General features: G+C 70.2%; 14 protein-coding genes, 3 tRNA genes and 1 pseudogene. 10 read left to right on the top strand and 8 right to left on the bottom strand.

Annotation, left to right across the window (positions count from 1 at the left end):
- Window positions 1-100 precede the first annotated feature (100 nt).
- Complete coding sequence (locus tag ACWFQ8_RS19410) at window positions 101-1,570, bottom strand: FGGY family carbohydrate kinase (protein WP_453787473.1); 1,470 nt, start codon at window positions 1,568-1,570, stop codon at window positions 101-103.
- A gap of 118 nt (window positions 1,571-1,688) precedes the next feature.
- Window positions 1,689-1,988 (bottom strand): YtxH domain-containing protein, encoded by a 300-nt coding sequence (locus ACWFQ8_RS19405; protein ID WP_453787472.1) that lies wholly within the window; start codon window positions 1,986-1,988, stop codon window positions 1,689-1,691.
- Window positions 1,989-2,133: 145 nt separating this feature from the next.
- Between ACWFQ8_RS19405 and ACWFQ8_RS19400 the strand changes: the two genes are divergently transcribed.
- The 3 genes from ACWFQ8_RS19400 to ACWFQ8_RS19390 all read left to right on the top strand — a co-directional run bounded on the left by ACWFQ8_RS19400 (window position 2,134) and on the right by ACWFQ8_RS19390 (window position 2,539).
- Window positions 2,134-2,206 (top strand) — tRNA-Asn (locus tag ACWFQ8_RS19400).
- 5 nt (window positions 2,207-2,211) lie between these two features.
- Window positions 2,212-2,284: transfer RNA gene (locus tag ACWFQ8_RS19395), tRNA-Asn, on the top strand.
- Window positions 2,285-2,465: 181 nt separating this feature from the next.
- Window positions 2,466-2,539, top strand: a tRNA-Ile gene (locus ACWFQ8_RS19390).
- Between the two features lie 613 nt (window positions 2,540-3,152).
- On the opposite strand, the gene ACWFQ8_RS19385 is transcribed toward ACWFQ8_RS19390, so the two are convergent.
- Together ACWFQ8_RS19385 and ACWFQ8_RS19380 are read right to left on the bottom strand one after the other, a co-directional pair.
- Window positions 3,153-3,479 carry a tyrosine-type recombinase/integrase gene (locus tag ACWFQ8_RS19385; protein WP_453787471.1) on the bottom strand — a complete coding sequence of 109 codons (327 nt, stop codon included), beginning with the start codon at window positions 3,477-3,479 and terminating at the stop codon, window positions 3,153-3,155.
- 277 nt (window positions 3,480-3,756) lie between these two features.
- A complete protein-coding gene (locus tag ACWFQ8_RS19380; RefSeq protein ID WP_453787470.1) occupies window positions 3,757-4,197 on the bottom strand; it encodes a hypothetical protein in 441 nt (146 codons plus the stop codon).
- A gap of 55 nt (window positions 4,198-4,252) precedes the next feature.
- Between ACWFQ8_RS19380 and ACWFQ8_RS19375 the strand changes: the two genes are divergently transcribed.
- From ACWFQ8_RS19375 to ACWFQ8_RS19360, 4 genes are all read left to right on the top strand, one after another.
- Window positions 4,253-4,621: a hypothetical protein gene (locus ACWFQ8_RS19375; RefSeq protein WP_453787469.1), complete on the top strand. Its 369-nt coding sequence runs from the start codon at window positions 4,253-4,255 to the stop codon at window positions 4,619-4,621.
- A 977-nt stretch (window positions 4,622-5,598) separates the two neighbouring features.
- Window positions 5,599-8,349: an ATP-binding protein gene (locus ACWFQ8_RS19370; protein WP_453787468.1), complete on the top strand. Its 2,751-nt coding sequence runs from the start codon at window positions 5,599-5,601 to the stop codon at window positions 8,347-8,349.
- A gap of 104 nt (window positions 8,350-8,453) precedes the next feature.
- Window positions 8,454-9,287 (top strand): alpha/beta fold hydrolase, encoded by an 834-nt coding sequence (locus ACWFQ8_RS19365; protein WP_453787467.1) that lies wholly within the window; start codon window positions 8,454-8,456, stop codon window positions 9,285-9,287.
- Between the two features lie 59 nt (window positions 9,288-9,346).
- Entirely contained in the window at window positions 9,347-9,928 is a 582-nt protein-coding gene (locus ACWFQ8_RS19360) for a sigma-70 family RNA polymerase sigma factor (protein ID WP_453787466.1), read from the top strand.
- 65 nt (window positions 9,929-9,993) lie between these two features.
- Here ACWFQ8_RS19360 and ACWFQ8_RS19355 read toward each other — a convergent pair whose 3' ends face one another.
- Window positions 9,994-10,476 carry a TetR/AcrR family transcriptional regulator C-terminal ligand-binding domain-containing protein gene (locus tag ACWFQ8_RS19355; RefSeq protein WP_453787465.1) on the bottom strand — a complete coding sequence of 161 codons (483 nt, stop codon included), beginning with the start codon at window positions 10,474-10,476 and terminating at the stop codon, window positions 9,994-9,996.
- A 113-nt stretch (window positions 10,477-10,589) separates the two neighbouring features.
- Between ACWFQ8_RS19355 and ACWFQ8_RS19350 the strand changes: the two genes are divergently transcribed.
- Window positions 10,590-11,063, top strand: a complete 474-nt coding sequence (locus ACWFQ8_RS19350; protein WP_453787464.1) for a Dps family protein — start codon at window positions 10,590-10,592, stop codon at window positions 11,061-11,063.
- Window positions 11,064-11,366: 303 nt separating this feature from the next.
- Here the strand turns inward: ACWFQ8_RS19350 and ACWFQ8_RS19345 are convergent, their stop codons facing one another.
- The gene (locus ACWFQ8_RS19345; protein ID WP_453787463.1) at window positions 11,367-12,599 is read right to left on the bottom strand and encodes an amidohydrolase family protein; all 1,233 of its coding nucleotides are present in this window, start codon (window positions 12,597-12,599) and stop codon (window positions 11,367-11,369) included.
- A gap of 133 nt (window positions 12,600-12,732) precedes the next feature.
- Between ACWFQ8_RS19345 and ACWFQ8_RS19340 the strand changes: the two genes are divergently transcribed.
- Entirely contained in the window at window positions 12,733-13,203 is a 471-nt protein-coding gene (locus ACWFQ8_RS19340) for a MarR family winged helix-turn-helix transcriptional regulator (RefSeq protein ID WP_453787462.1), read from the top strand.
- Window positions 13,204-13,285: 82 nt separating this feature from the next.
- Window positions 13,286-13,858, top strand: a pseudogene (locus ACWFQ8_RS19335) (transposase family protein); the annotation flags it as partial.
- 37 nt (window positions 13,859-13,895) lie between these two features.
- Here ACWFQ8_RS19335 and ACWFQ8_RS19330 read toward each other — a convergent pair.
- Window positions 13,896-14,228, bottom strand: coding sequence for a beta/gamma crystallin domain-containing protein (locus ACWFQ8_RS19330; protein ID WP_250287146.1), 333 nt, complete (start codon window positions 14,226-14,228; stop codon window positions 13,896-13,898).
- 117 nt (window positions 14,229-14,345) lie between these two features.
- On the bottom strand, window positions 14,346-14,672 hold the full coding sequence (locus ACWFQ8_RS19325; protein WP_453787461.1) for a DUF5707 domain-containing protein: 327 nt from the start codon (window positions 14,670-14,672) through the stop codon (window positions 14,346-14,348).
- Window positions 14,673-14,896: the final 224 nt, after the last annotated feature.

The following is a 14,896-nucleotide window of genomic DNA, read 5'->3' as shown; positions in this document are numbered from 1 at the left end:
AGACCCCTGCGACCGGGGTCCCGGGCCGGGCTTCACTACGCCCCGGGGCCGGGCTTCACTACGCCCCGGTCCGGGCTTTGCTACGCCCCCGGTCCGGGCCTCAGTACGCTCCGGGCCGGGCCTGGAACGCGCCCGGGTGGACATCCTCGCGCGTCGCGATGTACTGCTGGCGCACCGCCTGCCAGGCCGGGAAGTCCTCGCCCGGCTCGAACACCTGCGCCGTCGGGGACGGCCACAGCGGCGGCGTGTGCGGAGCCAGCGTGCCCCGCTGCACCCCGAGCGCCCACGCGGCCTGGCGCGCCGCGCCCAGCGCCGCGTAGTCGGCCGGAGCCGGTACGACGATCTGCGTCCCGAACAGCCCGGGCGCCGCCGCCTGCACGGCCGGCAGCTCGGCCGACGCCCCCAACAGGAACACCCGGCGTATCTCCACACCGCGCGACCGCAGCACGTCCAGTGCGTCCACCAGCCCGCACAGCATGCCCTCGAAGGCGGCCCGGGCCAGGTGCTCCGGCTTCATGGAGTCCCGGCGCAGCCCGGAGAGGGTTCCGGCGGTGTGCGGCAGGTTCGGCGTCCGCTCGCCCTCCAGGTACGGCAGGAGTACGAGTCCGTGCGCGCCCGGCGTCGACTTCAGCGCGAGGTCGGACAGCCCCTCCAGATCCGTCCCCAGCAGCTCGGCGGTGCCGCGCAGGGCCCGTACCGCGTTCGAGGTGTTCACGACCGGCAGGTGCATGCCGCTGGCGTCGGCGAGGGAGGTGATCAGACCGCCCGGCTCCGAGAGCGCCTCGTGGTGCACGGCCATCACGGACCCGGACGCGCCGAGCGAGACCACCGCGTCACCCGGCCCCAGCCCCAGCCCGAGGGCGGCGGCCATGGTCTCGCCGGTGCCGGCGGAGATCAGCAACCCTTCGGGGGTGGTTCCGGCGGAGTCGGCGGGGCCCAGTACCTCGGGCAGCAGCGCCTGGTGGCCGAGCGCCAGCTCGACCAGGTCGGGGCGCCACGACCCGGTGGCCGCCGACCAGTACCCGGTGCCCGAGGCACCGCCCCGGTCCGTGGTGCGCCGGGCGGGGCGGCCCAGCAGCTGCCACACCAGCCAGTCGTGCGGGGACATGAGCACGGCGGCCCGGCGCGCCGCCTCGGGCTCCGTACGGGCCAGCCAGGCCAGCTTCGCCACGGGCTGCGCGGCGTGCGGCACGGAACCCACCGCCTCGGCCCAGGCCTGTCGGCCGCCGAGCGCGTCGATGAGGTCCGCGGCGGCGACCTGGCCGCGCTTGTCGTTGCCGATCAGGGCGGGGCGTACGAGGCCGCCCTGCGCGTCGAGCGGCAGCAGGCCGTGCTGCTGCGCGGAGACCCCTATGGCCTGGACGCCTTCGAGGAGCCCGCCGCCGGCGGCCTCGCCGAGCGAGAGCAGCCAGGCCTGCGGGTCGGTCTCGTGGGGGCTGGAGCCCTCGGGTTCCCCCGTCGGCTGTGGATGGGGCGCGTACCCCTGGCGCAGCACGGCACCCGTTTCGGCGTCGCAGACGACGATGCGAGTGAAGGCGGAAGAGCTGTCCAGCCCGGCGACTATCCCCATGCGGAGAATTCTGCCGCACGCCGCGCCGGTCTCCACAGCCGCGGAGGCCCCGGGAGTCCCGGGAGCCCCGCGCGGCGTGGCCCGGCCCGTACCGGCGGCTTCCGCCGCCCCGGCCGCCTCAGGTGTTACTGGTGCCCCAGTCGTCCTCGGCGCCGCCGATCCGGCCGCGCAGCCCCCGGACCCGACCGGCCAGGGACTCCGGTACGGCGTCGCCCACCTTCTGGCTCACCGCGGCGAACGCCTTCCCGGCGAACTCCCGCCCGCTCTGCCCGGCGGTCTCGGCGGCGTTGCGCACCGCCGGGTTCTGCGCGAGCTCCCGCGCGGACTTCTTGAGCTGGTCGTACCGCTCGCGTCCGGCCCGTGTTCCGAGCACGTACCCGAGGGCCAGTCCGACCGCGAACGTGACCTTGTACCGCATGCCTGTCACCCTTCGTCGTGTGGTGCCCGGCCTGCTGTCGATACCGATTGGCGGAGCACCCCCCTGCTTGCGCTAATCTATGACTCGCAACGGGCGCTCGCCCTCCGGCAAGGCCGGAGGTGGGCCGTTCGATGCACCGCAGCAATCCCCTGTAGCTCAATTGGCAGAGCAGCCGGCTGTTAACCGGCAGGTTACTGGTTCGAGTCCAGTCGGGGGAGCGCGGTCCCCTGTAGCTCAATTGGCAGAGCATTCGGCTGTTAACCGGAGGGTTGCTGGTTCGAGTCCAGCCGGGGGAGCAAGGAAGAAGAGGGCCCTCGGGTCCTCTTCTTTTTTTGCCCCGGCAGGGAACCGGGCAGCCCTCACTGCGGTCTCCCTGGACAGGCGAAGCCGATCATGCGAGGCACCCGAGGCAGGAGATCGTATGAGCGGCTATGCTGCGGCAGACGGCGCGCACACCTGTACGCGCCACGCCGTGAAGGGGCGGTAGCTCAGCCGGTTAGAGCAGCGGACTCATAATCCGTCGGCCGTGGGTTCGAGTCCCACCCGCCCCACTGCGAGCCGCAGGTGAAGAAACGATCTCACCTGCGGCTTTGGCGTGTCCGGGGTCTGCCGTGCCATCAGGCGAGCCGAGCTCAAGCCTTTGGCTGGGAACCACCTGGGAACGAGAGTCCCCCGGTTGGACCTGCTCGCGCCGCCGGCGCGGCACGAGGGACGCCGCCTTCTCGGCGGCGTCGCGCCCGACTCCACCCGGCAGGTGTGAGTACAGGCCCGTGGTGATCGTCACCGTGGAGTGCCCGAGGTGCTTCGACACGATCGCCATGTCGACCCCGGCGGCGAGCATCAGCGACGCCTGCCCGTGCCTCAGGTCGTGCAGCCGCACCCGCCGCAGCCGCCGGCGCTCCCCGCCGGGCAGGTACGCGTCGTCCTCGAACCGGACGGCGTCGATCAGGCCACCGAAGAGCTTGCAGACGTGATCCGGGCGCAGGGCGTCGCCGCCCTCATGGGCGAACCCGAGCCCGTGGTCCCGGTACGCCGACTCCCACTCGCGGCACTCCTCCTCCTGCCGCAGCTTGTGACTAAGGAGCGCACCGACGGTCAGCTCGTCGAGGTCGTTGATCCGATCCTCGCGGCTCGCCGTCCAGCAGATCGTGCAGGTGCCCGGGCTCAGGGCAGCGTCGGGTGAATCCGGCGCACGGTCGCCGTCTTCCGCTTCCCGTCGTTGATCTCGGCGAGCAGCTCGTCGACGTGCGAGGGCCGCAGGTCGCGCAGGCGTATGCGGCCGAGGTGCGGCACGAGGTAGTCGTGGATGTGGTGCCGGTACGAGCGGCGCGTCGTCGGGCGCCGACGCGTCCGCTCCTTGAGCTCCATCCACTTCTTGAGCCACTGCTCGACGGTCTGCCCGTCGTCGTGCGTGTAGCTGCCCTCACTGATCCGGGCGAGGACCGTGCTCAGCTCGCGCTCGGCCTCGTCGGCCGTGGCGAACCCGCCCACAGCTCTCCCTCGCCACCGTCCGCCGTGCCCGCGAAGCTGACCTCGCCGGACTGCGTGGGCGCCTCGACGGCGGGCTCAGCCAGGCCCGAAACTTCCGTGACCCCGACCTGAGAGCCAAGCCCGAGGGCTTGGCCGCCTCTACTGGACCGAAGCGGACCCCGCCCCGGTGCTGCGCACGATCGACCGGGCACTCGTCGACCGCCTGCCCAAGGCGCAGAGTGCGGCCTACAAGCACACCCCCCCCAATGAGCGGAGCTGTGCTTTGTAAGAGAAGACGTCAGGCCCTGTCAGCCGACGGCTGGCCTGCTTCCCATCCGCCCAAGTGAGGCCGAGGAGCGTGCTTGGCGGTGCCGGGCGGCAGAGCGCCGAGGCAGGCGGTCGAGCAGGCGTTGACGAGCAGCGGCAGGACGTCGGTGGCGACCACGAGCGAGATCCACCGCTGGTGAAGCTCTCGTCCCTCCACCGGCCCGTCACAGACACTGCACGTACTGATTGCTGTCGTGCCCCACCGCTTCGGGTCCAGCGCGGCGAGGTGACCGCCGGATTGAGACTCGCCCGTCGTCCGCAGCAGGGGGAAGGGCGGGCGCAGCTTGAAGTTGCCGAACAGCGAGCGGGTGCTGACCGTGCTCCGCACCAGCTTCGAGCAGCGGGTGATCTCGTACGGGAACCAGTGCAGCCGGTGGGAGGTGTACGGGCTGAACTCCTCCAGGCTGGTCATGGCGCCGATCTCCAAGCGGGGGAACCCGCACCAGGTTGCTGCCGTAGAGCCTCAGATGCTTGACCGCGATCAGCCGGCCGATGCTCGCGGGCAGGGTGATGACGTCGTGCCGCTCTTGCGGGCTGAGCTCGACGAGCGGGTTGAACTCTTCCCGGCCGTCCGCGGCCGCCTCTTCGACGAGCGCGAGAAGACGCAGCCAACCCGCCGAGGACGTGTTCTGCTGCTCGCCGTGAAATCCGACCCGGGCGCGCGGGTGCACCCTGTACTGATCGAAGCAGGTGCAACGTTCCCGGTGGATGGGCTGACCATCCGGCCCGATTCCTTCGGGCCATCGGTTCGCGAACAGGCGGGGCTCGGGGGGTGTGGCATCCATGCGATCAAAATGGGAACCCGGCAGGACGATCGCACTGGGTTTCGGTACTAAGCGTTGTGCACATCCTGGCTGCTGCGATGCCTGGACCATGCTCGGGCGGCAGCGATCAGCGGGGCGCGGTGCGGCGCCGGGTCGTTGGCAGCGCGGCTCTCCCAGACGCCACAGAGGGTGGCTGCGAAGGTGGCGACGGCCGAGGGCTCGGCGGAGTGGTAGGCGGGCACCGCTCGGGCAAGGGCTTCGGCTTGGTCCACGGTGTGGCCGGCGTGAATGAGGCGAGGGATGGCGAATGCTGCATCTGCCCACGCCGGGCCGGGACAGGCCAGGGCCCAGTCCACCTACCCGGATTCCGTTCGCGGTGGCCAGCATGTCCAGCGGTGACACGTCGGAGTGGACAAGGGCACGGCCTTCGAGATCGGGGCAGCGGTCGTCAGGGAAGAACCCGACCCAGCGGATGTGCAGCGGCTTCTTGCGGACCTGCTCCGGCCACGACGCCTCGGACATCGTGGTGAGAGTGCCGAGGTAAGGGCCGAGGTCGGGTGAGCCGGGTCTGAGATCCGGGTGCGGGCCGACGAGGTACTCGTACCCGGTGAGCAGCCACCCGCCGGCGTCGACCTGCCAGAGCACGCGGGGGGCGAGCGGCGCGACTCGGGTCACGCGCGCTTCGTAGTCGTACATCCACGCTGTGGGCTCATCGCTGCGGGTGCCCTTGACGAAGACCGGGTGATCGTTGAGGCAGACGATGATGCCCGCCGCGAGCGCGGCTTCGGCCACCATCCAGAGGCCGAGCGTGAACCCGGGCCTTAGGCCAAGGCCCGAAAGCCGTTCGGCCCCGCCGTGATCTCGCCGGCTCGGTTTCACGGGCGCGGACCGCGGTCGTTCCCACCCGGCGGCGTGCATACCATTGCACGGACGGCAGCCAGACCCGGCCTCCAGATCGCCTGCCAGTGGAGATGTGGCCGGGTCGCCTGGTTCCGCGAGGACGCGGAGCCCTCGAGTGCTGGGGAGACGCAGAGAATCGGAGTGAGGGCATGCAGAGGCGGGCGCTGCTGGGCCGCGAGACGGAGCGTCGCGCGCTGGCTGCCCTGGTCGAGCAGGGGGCCTCCGGGTCGGGTGGCGCGACGGTGATCATCGGTGCGCCGGGGGTCGGCAAGTCGGCGCTGGTCGCAGAGGCCGCGGCCGCGGCAGCGCGCGGCGGGACCCATGTGATCACTGCTGTGGGGGTCCAGTCGGAGGAGAACCTGCCCTGTGCCGGCCTGCATCAGCTGGTTCACCAACTACGGGACCGAATTGACGACTTGCCGGAGCGTCAGCGTACTGCGCTGCTCGCAGCCGTCGGGCTCGTCGACGAGGCCGTCCCCGATCTGTACCTCGTCGGCCTGGCCGCGCTGACTCTGCTGACAGACGCGGCAGCGGAGGCGCCGCTGCTGGTGGTCGTCGAGGATGCCCACTGGATGGATCATGCCAGCCTCGATGTGCTCGGGTTCGTGGCGCGGCGGATCGAGTCCGACCCCCTCGTCCTGGTCGCCGTCACCCGGCGCCTCGACGACCGCCTCGGCAGCGCCGGCCTGCCTGTGCTGCACCTGGGTCCGCTGACGGATGAGGTGTCGGGTGAGGTGTTGGACGCGGTGGCCCCCGGCCTGGGACAGCAGGTCAGGCGGCGGCTGTTGGAGGAGTCCGCCGGGAACCCGCTGGCACTGACCGAGCTGCCGGTCGCGCTGCAGTCGGTCGGCGGGGCGTACGCGCTCAACCCGGGTCCGTTGCCGCTGACCGCACGGCTGGAGAGGACCTTCACGGCACGGGTCTCTCGCCTTCCGGCCGACACCCATACGGTTCTGCTCCTCTCGGCCCTCAACGGTGACGGAACGATGGACGAATGCCTCGCCGCGGCGACTCGGATGCTCGGAAGGGTGGTCGACGGCGCCGCTCTTGAGGCAGCGATCGACGCGGGTCTGGTAGAAACTCAGGGGCTGGCCTTCAGACACCCGCTCATCCGCTCGGCGATGTACCACGCCGCTACCGCGGCGGAACGACAGACCGCACACGCCGCTCTGGCCGCCGCGCTCCAGGGGCAGCCCGATCGACAGGCATGGCACCGTGCCGCCGCCACCGCGGGTCCCGACGAACGAGTAGCACGGGATCTGGACTCCACTGCCGGCAGAGCCCTGCGGCGAGGCGGTGTCGCCGCAGCCCTTGCCGCGCTGAGGCGGGCTACGGAGCTGACGAAGGACCCGTCCGCGCGGGCAGACCGGCTGCTCCGGGCGGCGGAGCTCGCGCTGGAGTCGGGCCAAGGAGACGTCGCGGCACATCTGCTGGCCCAGGCGCGCTCACTGGACCTTTCGGTCCGGGACCAAGGCCGTGCGGCCTGGGTCAGCATCGCTCTGGCCGAGGGGACACGGGGCGAGGGCGCCGCGACCGCCGCACTCGCCGAGCTGGCGGTCGAGATCGCCGCTGGAGGCGAAGCGACACTGGGGCTGCGCATGCTGTGGGGCGCGGTCCTGCAATGCTTCTGGGGAGAGCCAGGGCCGGCCGCCCGCGAGCGGGTCGCCGCTGCCGCCGACCGGATGCCCGTGCATGCCGACGACGCCGACCTGGTCGCTCTGCGGGCGTACTCAGCCCCGGTCGAGCGCGGGGGAGCGGTCATGGAAGGCCTGGCGGGGCAGATGGAGCGCTCGTCCGAGAACGCAGAGGGAGACCAGCTCCTGGGGGGCGCCGCCGTGACGGTGGGTGCCCCCGCCCTGGCAAGCCGGTTGACGGCGAGGTCGCTGGACGCCCTGCGAGCGCAGGGCAGGCTGTCGATGCTGGCCCGCGCCCTCTGCGTCCAGGCGGGGAGCGCAGCACGGCTGGGTGACGTGCGCGCTGGCTTCCTCGCCGCGGAGGAGGCTGCGTCACTGGCCCGCGAGACCGGTCAGCCTCTCGTGCACGCGATGGTGAACGCCATCCGCGCGCAGCTGGCCGCCGTCAGCGGCGACCCGGCGTCGGAGGCGTGGGCGGCGGAAGCCGAGCGCGTGGCCCTTCCCAGCGGAGGGCGCCCGGTGCTGGCCATCGTGCAGATGGCCCGCGGGCAGGCGGCGCTCTGCCAGGGCCGCTACGGCGACGCGTACGGGCACCTGCACCGTGTCTTCGACCCGGCTGACTCCGCCTTCCACCCCTGGTTGCGCTTCTACGCGGTCGCGGAGCTGGTCGAGGCGGCTGTGCGCAGCGAAGCCCCGGAGGTGGCGCGCGACGTCGTGCAGGAGCTGACGCCGCTCGGGGAAATGACTTCCTCGCCCGCCCTGCTCTGCGGATTGCGACTGGGCCGGGCCCTGCTGAGCCCGCAGGATGCCGCCGAGCCGCTCTACAGGGCGGCCCTCGACGCCGTCCCCACGGAATGGCCGTTCGAGCGGGCGCGAGCGTGCCTCGCCCTGGGCGAGTGGCTGCGGCGGCACCGGCGGCCCGCGGAGTCCCGCGCCTCCCTGCAGGCCGCGCGCGAGATCTTCGATGCCCTCGGCGCGTCGGCATGGGCGGAGCGGGCACGGCAGGAGCTGCGCGCCGCGGGCGCGTCGTCCCCTCGCCAGGATCCGGCCGCGGTGGACCAGCTGACCTCCACCGAGCTGCACGTCGCCCAGCTCGCCGCGCAGGGTCTCACGAACCGGGAGATCGGCGAGCGGTTGTACGTCTCGCACAGGACGGTGAGCACCCATCTCCAGCGGATGTTCCCCAAACTGGGGGTGGCGTCCCGCGGCGAGCTCGCCGCGGTGCTGGGCGGCACGATTACGTACGCCGAAGGCGCGGCGTCATGACGTACGCCGAAGACGTAGTCCGACGGACGCGGTCCCCCCCTGCTTGTTTCCTAGCTTTGTGCCATGCCCGGTTCGCACACGGCGGACGGGCGGGAAGGCACACCATGGGAACCATCACCGTCGGAGCCGAGGGCTCGACCAGCATCGAGCTCTACTACGAGGACCACGGGGCAGGGCAGCCGGTCGTCCTGATCCACGGCTACCCGCTGGACGGGCAGTCGTGGGAGAAACAGACCGATGCGCTCGTCAAGGCCGGCTACCGCGTCATCACCTACGACCGCCGTGGCTTCGGCCGGTCGAGCAAGACCATGACGGGCTACGACTACGACACCTTCGCCGCCGACCTGGACACCGTACTGACGCAGCTGGACCTGCGTGACGTGGTTCTCGTCGGGTTCTCGATGGGCTCGGGCGAGGTCGCCCGCTACCTCGGCGTCCACGGCTCGCAGCGGGTGGCGAAGGCGGCGTTCCTCGGCTCGCTCCAGCCGTTCCTGTTGCAGACGCCGGACAACCCCGCCGGTGTGCCACAGAGCGTCTTCGATGGCATTGCGGAGCAGGCAGAGGCCGACCGCTACGCCTGGTACGAGAGCTTCTTCGTCGACTTCTTCAACACGGACGAGACGCTCGGGACGCGGCTCAGCGAGGCCGCGCTGCGGGCGAACTGGGCCACCGCCATCGGCTCGGCGCCCATGGCGGCGTACGCGTGCGTCCCGGCGTGGCTGACGGACTTCCGGGCCGACGCGGAGCGCATCGACGTGCCGTCGCTGATCCTGCACGGGACCGCCGACCGCATCCTGCCGATCGACGCCACAGCCCGCGAGTTCCGCCGCCGCCTGCCCGACGCGCGATACGTCGAGATCGACGGCGCTCCGCACGGACTGCTGCTCACCCACGCAGCCGAGGTCAACGCCGCTCTGATCGACTTCCTCACCGCCTGAAAGCCGGCGTCTCTCCCCCTGCACGCCACGGAACACTCGAACAGGATCGGGCGCCTCTCATGAACGGGATCATGGAAACGGAGGCCACTGCCCTCGTTCCGACTTCGTCGCAGACCCGGCACCTCGCATCGAACGCTGACTGCGACGCCTTCATCAAGGACATCTACGACCAGTACGGCTCTCTGCTCGTCCGATACGCCACGCGGCTGCTGGATGGTGACTGGCACAAGGCAGAGGACATTTTCCAGGAGACCGCGGCCCGCGCCTGGAAACACGCCCGCTTCCTGGGCAGTCGCAACGAACGCCTCAGACCCTGGTTGTTCACCGTGGTCAGAAATCTCGTCATCGACCACTACCGGGCACGCCAGGTCAGGCCGTTGGAGCTCGTGCCCGTGGAGGAGCTGGACACATCCAGCGACAGCACGGCATCCACGATCAACTCCCATGTAGTGGTGCAGGCCCTCGGGGAGCTGAACGAGCAGCAGCAAACCGTCATCCGCCTCATGTACTTCCTGGAATGCAGCGTAAATCAGGCTGCCGAGCACCTCGGCATACCGCCCGGCACCGTCAAAAGCCGTGCCTTCTATGCCATGCGGGCGTTGCGCAAGGCGCTGGAGAAGCAAGGGATCCTGGGGGTGTAGCCGCCGCGAGGCCACGTGCCCGCCGGAGCTCTCCCACGGGCCCCGCATTGCCGGTCGCATAATCTTCAGCGGGGTCTGTGGTCCAAGCTGAGAAGCACCACACAGGTGAAGTGCGAGCGCAGGTACGCCGCGTCGGCGTCTGCCCCCGTCACTGCCCGCTGCGACAGCATCGCGCCGAGCACCAGTTGAGGGAAGTAGGCGATGGCAGGACAGTCCATGGAGACTTCCCCTCGCTCAACCGCACGGCGTAGCAGCAGACGCAGCGCCTCCAGGTGCCCCTCGACGACATGTCTGCGCACGGCTTCCGCTAGATGGCTGTCGCCGCGAACCGCGTGCGTCGCTGAAGAGAGCAGACGGGCGCATTGCCCCCCGTCTTCTCCTGCCCGCACGGCGACTTCGTCCAGATCGCCCGCGAGAGTGCGGTCACGGACGCATGGGACGTACGAGCTCTGCCCGGAGCCCGTCGTCCGCCCGAGCGGAGCCCCGCACGCGCGGTTCGGGATCCATTGCCGGATGAGCTGAACCCACGGCGGGCTCCCGCCGTTCAAGCCTCGGGCTCATCACCGCCCCACAGAAACGAGCTGCGCACGTTTCTGCCAACGGCAGTCGTCGGCGTCCGCGACCAGGACGTCGGCGCCTCTCATGAAAGGACGGCACTTCTGTGCTGGTTATCAACAACCCTCTGCCAGAGCGCGAGCGCGAAACCGCGGGTGCGGCGCTGCAGGCGACCCTGGCCGACCTTCTCGATCTGTCCCTGGTGGCTAAGCAGGCCCACTGGAATGTGTACGGCCCGCGTTTCCGTTCGGTTCACGCCCAGCTGGACGAGGCCGCCACTGTCGCCCGGAACCACGCTGACACGGTGGCCGAGCGTGCGGCCGCCTTGGGCGTCAGCCCGGACGGACGGGCCGGGACCATAGCGGATACCAGCGGTGTGCCCGCCTTTCCGTCAGGTTGGACCAAGGACAGCGACGCCGTGGAGGCTTTGGTGCACGCGCTCTCCGGGGTAACGAAAAGACTGCGTGAGCGCATCGTCGAGATCGGCCCGGTGGACGTGGTCACAGAGGACCTCCTCATCGGGCTGACGGCTGATCTGGAGCAGCAGAGTTGGATGTTCCAGGCGGAGAACCAGGTCTGATCAGTCCCCGGTTCCTGCGAGGCGATCTCCGCCCTGCGCTCCTGGCGCCGGCGGAGATCGCCTCGCGGACAGGAGCGTCGGCGGGTCCAGGTCTGGTTCGCGGCACCGGTGCGAGGCCACAGTGCTGCTCGCCCTTGCCGACGTCCAGGCCGAGATGACGTCGATGTCCCCGGTGTCGATCACGTGCATCCTGCAGTCGTGCTTCTGCCCGGCCTCGTCCACGGCGCCGATCGCCACATGCACATGATGAAGAGCCTCCCGACCTGCGAAGAGCCGGTGGTCCTGCCCCTAATGGGCGGTCGGTCAGTGCCGCCGGGCTCGGGTGCCGCGGCGCCATACGGCCCGGGTGTTGAGGGTGTCGCCGATGGTGGTGGTGGGGTCGCCGTCGACCAGGAGCAGGTCGGCGCGCAGGCCTTCGGCGATACGGCCGCGGTCGGTCAGGGCGAAGCGCCGGGCGGCGGTGGAGGTGGCCGCGCGCAGGGCCTGTACCGGGGTGAGGCCGGCCCGTACGAGGTACTGCAGCTCGTGGTGGACACTGGCGCCGTGGGCGAGTCCGCCCAGGAACGGCATCGCCATGGACACATCGGTCCCGGCCAGGATGTCGACACCAGCGTCGTGCAGCGCGCGCACGGACCCCAGCACGTCGGTGATGTTCCCCTGAGGGTAGTGGTTGAAGCTGCTGCGCAGCGTCTTCGTCCAGGCATCGTCCAGCCGGGACGCCACCCGCGGGTCATCGGCCAGCTCGTCACCGCTGATGCCCATCATCGAGGCGTCCAGCACGATGCAGGGCACGACAAAGGCTCCCGAGTCCCGGATCAGCGTGATGATCTCGTCGGTGTGCGGGCCGTCCATGAACAGGTGAACCAGGCCGTCGATGCCGGCCTCGATCGCCATGCGGGTCGCGTCGATCGTCAGTGTGTGGGCGACGGTGAGCATGCCGAGCCGCTTGGCCTCGGCGACGCCCGCGTCCAGGGTTGCCCGGTCGAGCATCGGTAGGCCGGGGTGGCCTTCGATCGAGCCGTCGTCGACCATGAACTTGATGTAGTCCGAACCGCGTTCGATCAGCTGCGGAATGAACCCGACGGCCTGCTCGGGGGTGGTCGAGAACGGCATCAGCGGCGCCGGCCCGGCCGGCCGGGCCGCACCGGGCGGCGGGCCGGGACGGAAACCCTCGGGAAACAACTCGCTGGGGTGGCCGCCGGGCGGGGTGATGCCGAATCCGGAGGAGCGCACGTCCGCCAGGGCATCGTTACCGGTGATGTGCGCACGGTTGTCGGCGGTGTTCGTCCCCTGCATCTCCAGCTCGGTCGTCACCCCGAACCGCAGTGCCAAAGCTAGAGACTCCGCATTGGTGTGGACGTGGGCGTCGATCAGGCCGGGCAGCAGCGTTCCGCCCTGCGCATCCACGATCTCGGCTCCCGCGGGCGCCTGCCCGCCGACCGCGAGGATCCCGGTGGCGTCGAGGACGACGGTGCTCGCCTCCAGCGTCCGGTCGCCGTCGAAAACCCGTGCGTTGATGATGGCCGTGGTGCTCATGGCTGTTTCCTGTCGTTGTCCGTCCGAAGCGGTCACCGGTTCTTCCGGCTCCACCAAGATCCTGCAAAATGCAGATGCATGCATCATGGCACGTAATTGCGTTCCGCAGTGATCTGGAGCTACGCTGTCGGGTGTGACCAGGGGAAACGAGACTCAGGACGACGCACTGCTGGACGCGGTCGGCGCGGCGTTCGCCCGGCTGCGCCGCCGCACTGCCCTGGTGGACGTCGATCCACCCGTCACGCGCAAGGACATGGCCCGCAACCAGGTCATCAACATCGTCGACGAGGCCGACGGCGAGATGACCGTCGGCGGCATCGCCTACCAGCTCACCGTCGACTCCTCCGTCGCCAGCCGGATGGTGAGCGACTGCATCAACGCAGGACTTCTCGTGCGAGCCGCCTCCCAGCGCGACGGCCGTCGTACCGTGCTCCACCTCACCCCCGCGGGCATCGCCCTGCGCGACCGCTTCAGAAGCCAGCACCGACAGGCCTTCGAACACATCACCCACGACTGGCCCCAGGCCAAACGCCTCGAATTCGCCCGAATGCTCATCGACTACGCCGACGCCGCCGCCGAACTCGGCACCCGCATCACACCCTGAACGGCCACGGGTACGCCCGCGAGAATCCGCACCCCCACCAGTCCAGCCGTGGACGCTGTCACCTCCGTGCGGCCCATCGTGATACGCCACCGCCGTCGTGCGGCTCCTCGCCGATCGGACGCCGGGCCTGCTCGAACACTGCGCGACCACGACCCGGACTACGTGCTGCCGGACGGCACCCTCAGCGAGTGCGACCGCCTGGGCGACGGAAGCGCCTATTGCGCCCACGAACACCGGCGCCACGGCGTGGACGCGAGGATCGTCACCAATCCCGAAGGTCGGCCTTCTGCGGATCTCGCAGACCTTGCCGGGCCGCGCTCAGGAACTGACCGCCGCGCGCAGTCACCGCCTCATCCGAATCCGCGAGCGCCAGGACGTTCCGATCGTCGCCGGCCGCGCCTGCACCGGTGCTGACTCCTGGGCCGCGCCGCCCGCTTAACGGCGAACTGTCACCGACCGTACGGACGCTGAACGGGGCACTCGCCCAGGCCCGCGCACCTGTCGAACGAGGCGTCGCCCGCCGGAAGCCCCGGCGGATTCTCCACCGGAGCTGCCGCAGCCCGAGCCGTACGACGGACATCGCCGCCACGGCCCCGCCCTGGAGAGGCGACGCCGAAAAGACTCGATGGACCCAGCGCAGCGACGTCAGCGCTGATGAGGACCCGCTGTCACCTCATTCGCGGCGACGGACGCTACCAGATCCTGATCTTCGTGATCTTGTGGATGGAGAGGTTACCGAAATGCCACTTGTCCACGGTCCCGCTGGTCGCCGGCTCGCCCAGCCTCGGCACGTACTCGAACGTGACCTTGTTGTCTCCGGTCCAGATCCGGTCCACGCCGTAGATCGCCACGCTCTGCACGCCCGCGTTGGCGAAGCAGAGGTCGCCGCCTGCGTTGTGAAGCTTCAGGAGACCCAGTCCATTGCAATCGGTGCGGTTGATGGCGGACGCCGACGAGGCAGGCAGCACGACGGCCATAGCTCCGGCCGCCGCGACTACCGCGAGGCGTGTGATGAAGCGCTTCACTGGTGAGTGGTTCCTTCCATGGTGGTGGTGTGGTGCCGCCGAGAGCCGCAGCGCACGGCGGCATCGCAGGGACGCATGCACGTCCAATCAGCGCAACGTAGAAAAGGGTGCTCCCGTTCACCACTTGAGCGCCTTACTTCGGGCGCGGTCGCGGTCTCCCTGAACAGCGGGGCGAGCTGCCGCGCGCATCTCCGCCTCGGTCGGATCAAGCTCGGCACTCGCGGGCCGTACGAGGACCTTGAGACCGTGGACGCCCGAATCGTCCTGCACCTCCGCCGAGAAGCTGAGCGGCCCGGCGCGGCTGCTCGGCGGAGTTACGCGATGGGGCTGGTCATTCTTCACGGTCGGCTCCGTGGCGGGTGAGGCCATGGCGAGGCCACCTGCGGTCACCGCGCCGATGGCGGCGACGCCGATGAGGGACGGGAGGAGGATGCGCTTGGACATAGGAGGTCCCCTGGTTCATGCGGGGGCCGGCGCGGTGTGCCCGGGGATGCGGCCGGGGGGTCAGGGGCGGAAAGGACGGTGACACCGTCTGCGGAGCCGCCTCCGGGCTGTCCCCCCGACGTTCTCGGGACTAGGCAGTGTCTGATGGCTCTTGCCCGGATGGTGGATCTGTTGCCGTTCCGGGCAGGAGGCCGTCATGGTGCGTCGGCATGAACTGACGAATG

The organism is Streptomyces sp. NPDC055254 (assembly GCF_053606025.1).
This window is presented reverse-complemented; position numbering and strand designations above follow the sequence as displayed.

Coding starts and splice junctions, on each gene's coding strand:
- ACWFQ8_RS19410 (WP_453787473.1), bottom strand. CDS start 1,570: ATGGGGATAGTCGCCGGGCTGGACAGCTCTTCCGCCTTCACTCGCATC.
- ACWFQ8_RS19345 (WP_453787463.1), bottom strand. CDS start 12,599: ATGAGCACCACGGCCATCATCAACGCACGGGTTTTCGACGGCGACCGG.
- ACWFQ8_RS19325 (WP_453787461.1), bottom strand. CDS start 14,672: ATGTCCAAGCGCATCCTCCTCCCGTCCCTCATCGGCGTCGCCGCCATC.
- ACWFQ8_RS19375 (WP_453787469.1), top strand. CDS start 4,253: ATGCTTGACCGCGATCAGCCGGCCGATGCTCGCGGGCAGGGTGATGAC.
- ACWFQ8_RS19365 (WP_453787467.1), top strand. CDS start 8,454: ATGGGAACCATCACCGTCGGAGCCGAGGGCTCGACCAGCATCGAGCTC.
- ACWFQ8_RS19360 (WP_453787466.1), top strand. CDS start 9,347: ATGAACGGGATCATGGAAACGGAGGCCACTGCCCTCGTTCCGACTTCG.
- ACWFQ8_RS19405 (WP_453787472.1), bottom strand. CDS start 1,988: ATGCGGTACAAGGTCACGTTCGCGGTCGGACTGGCCCTCGGGTACGTG.
- ACWFQ8_RS19370 (WP_453787468.1), top strand. CDS start 5,599: ATGCAGAGGCGGGCGCTGCTGGGCCGCGAGACGGAGCGTCGCGCGCTG.
- ACWFQ8_RS19380 (WP_453787470.1), bottom strand. CDS start 4,197: ATGACCAGCCTGGAGGAGTTCAGCCCGTACACCTCCCACCGGCTGCAC.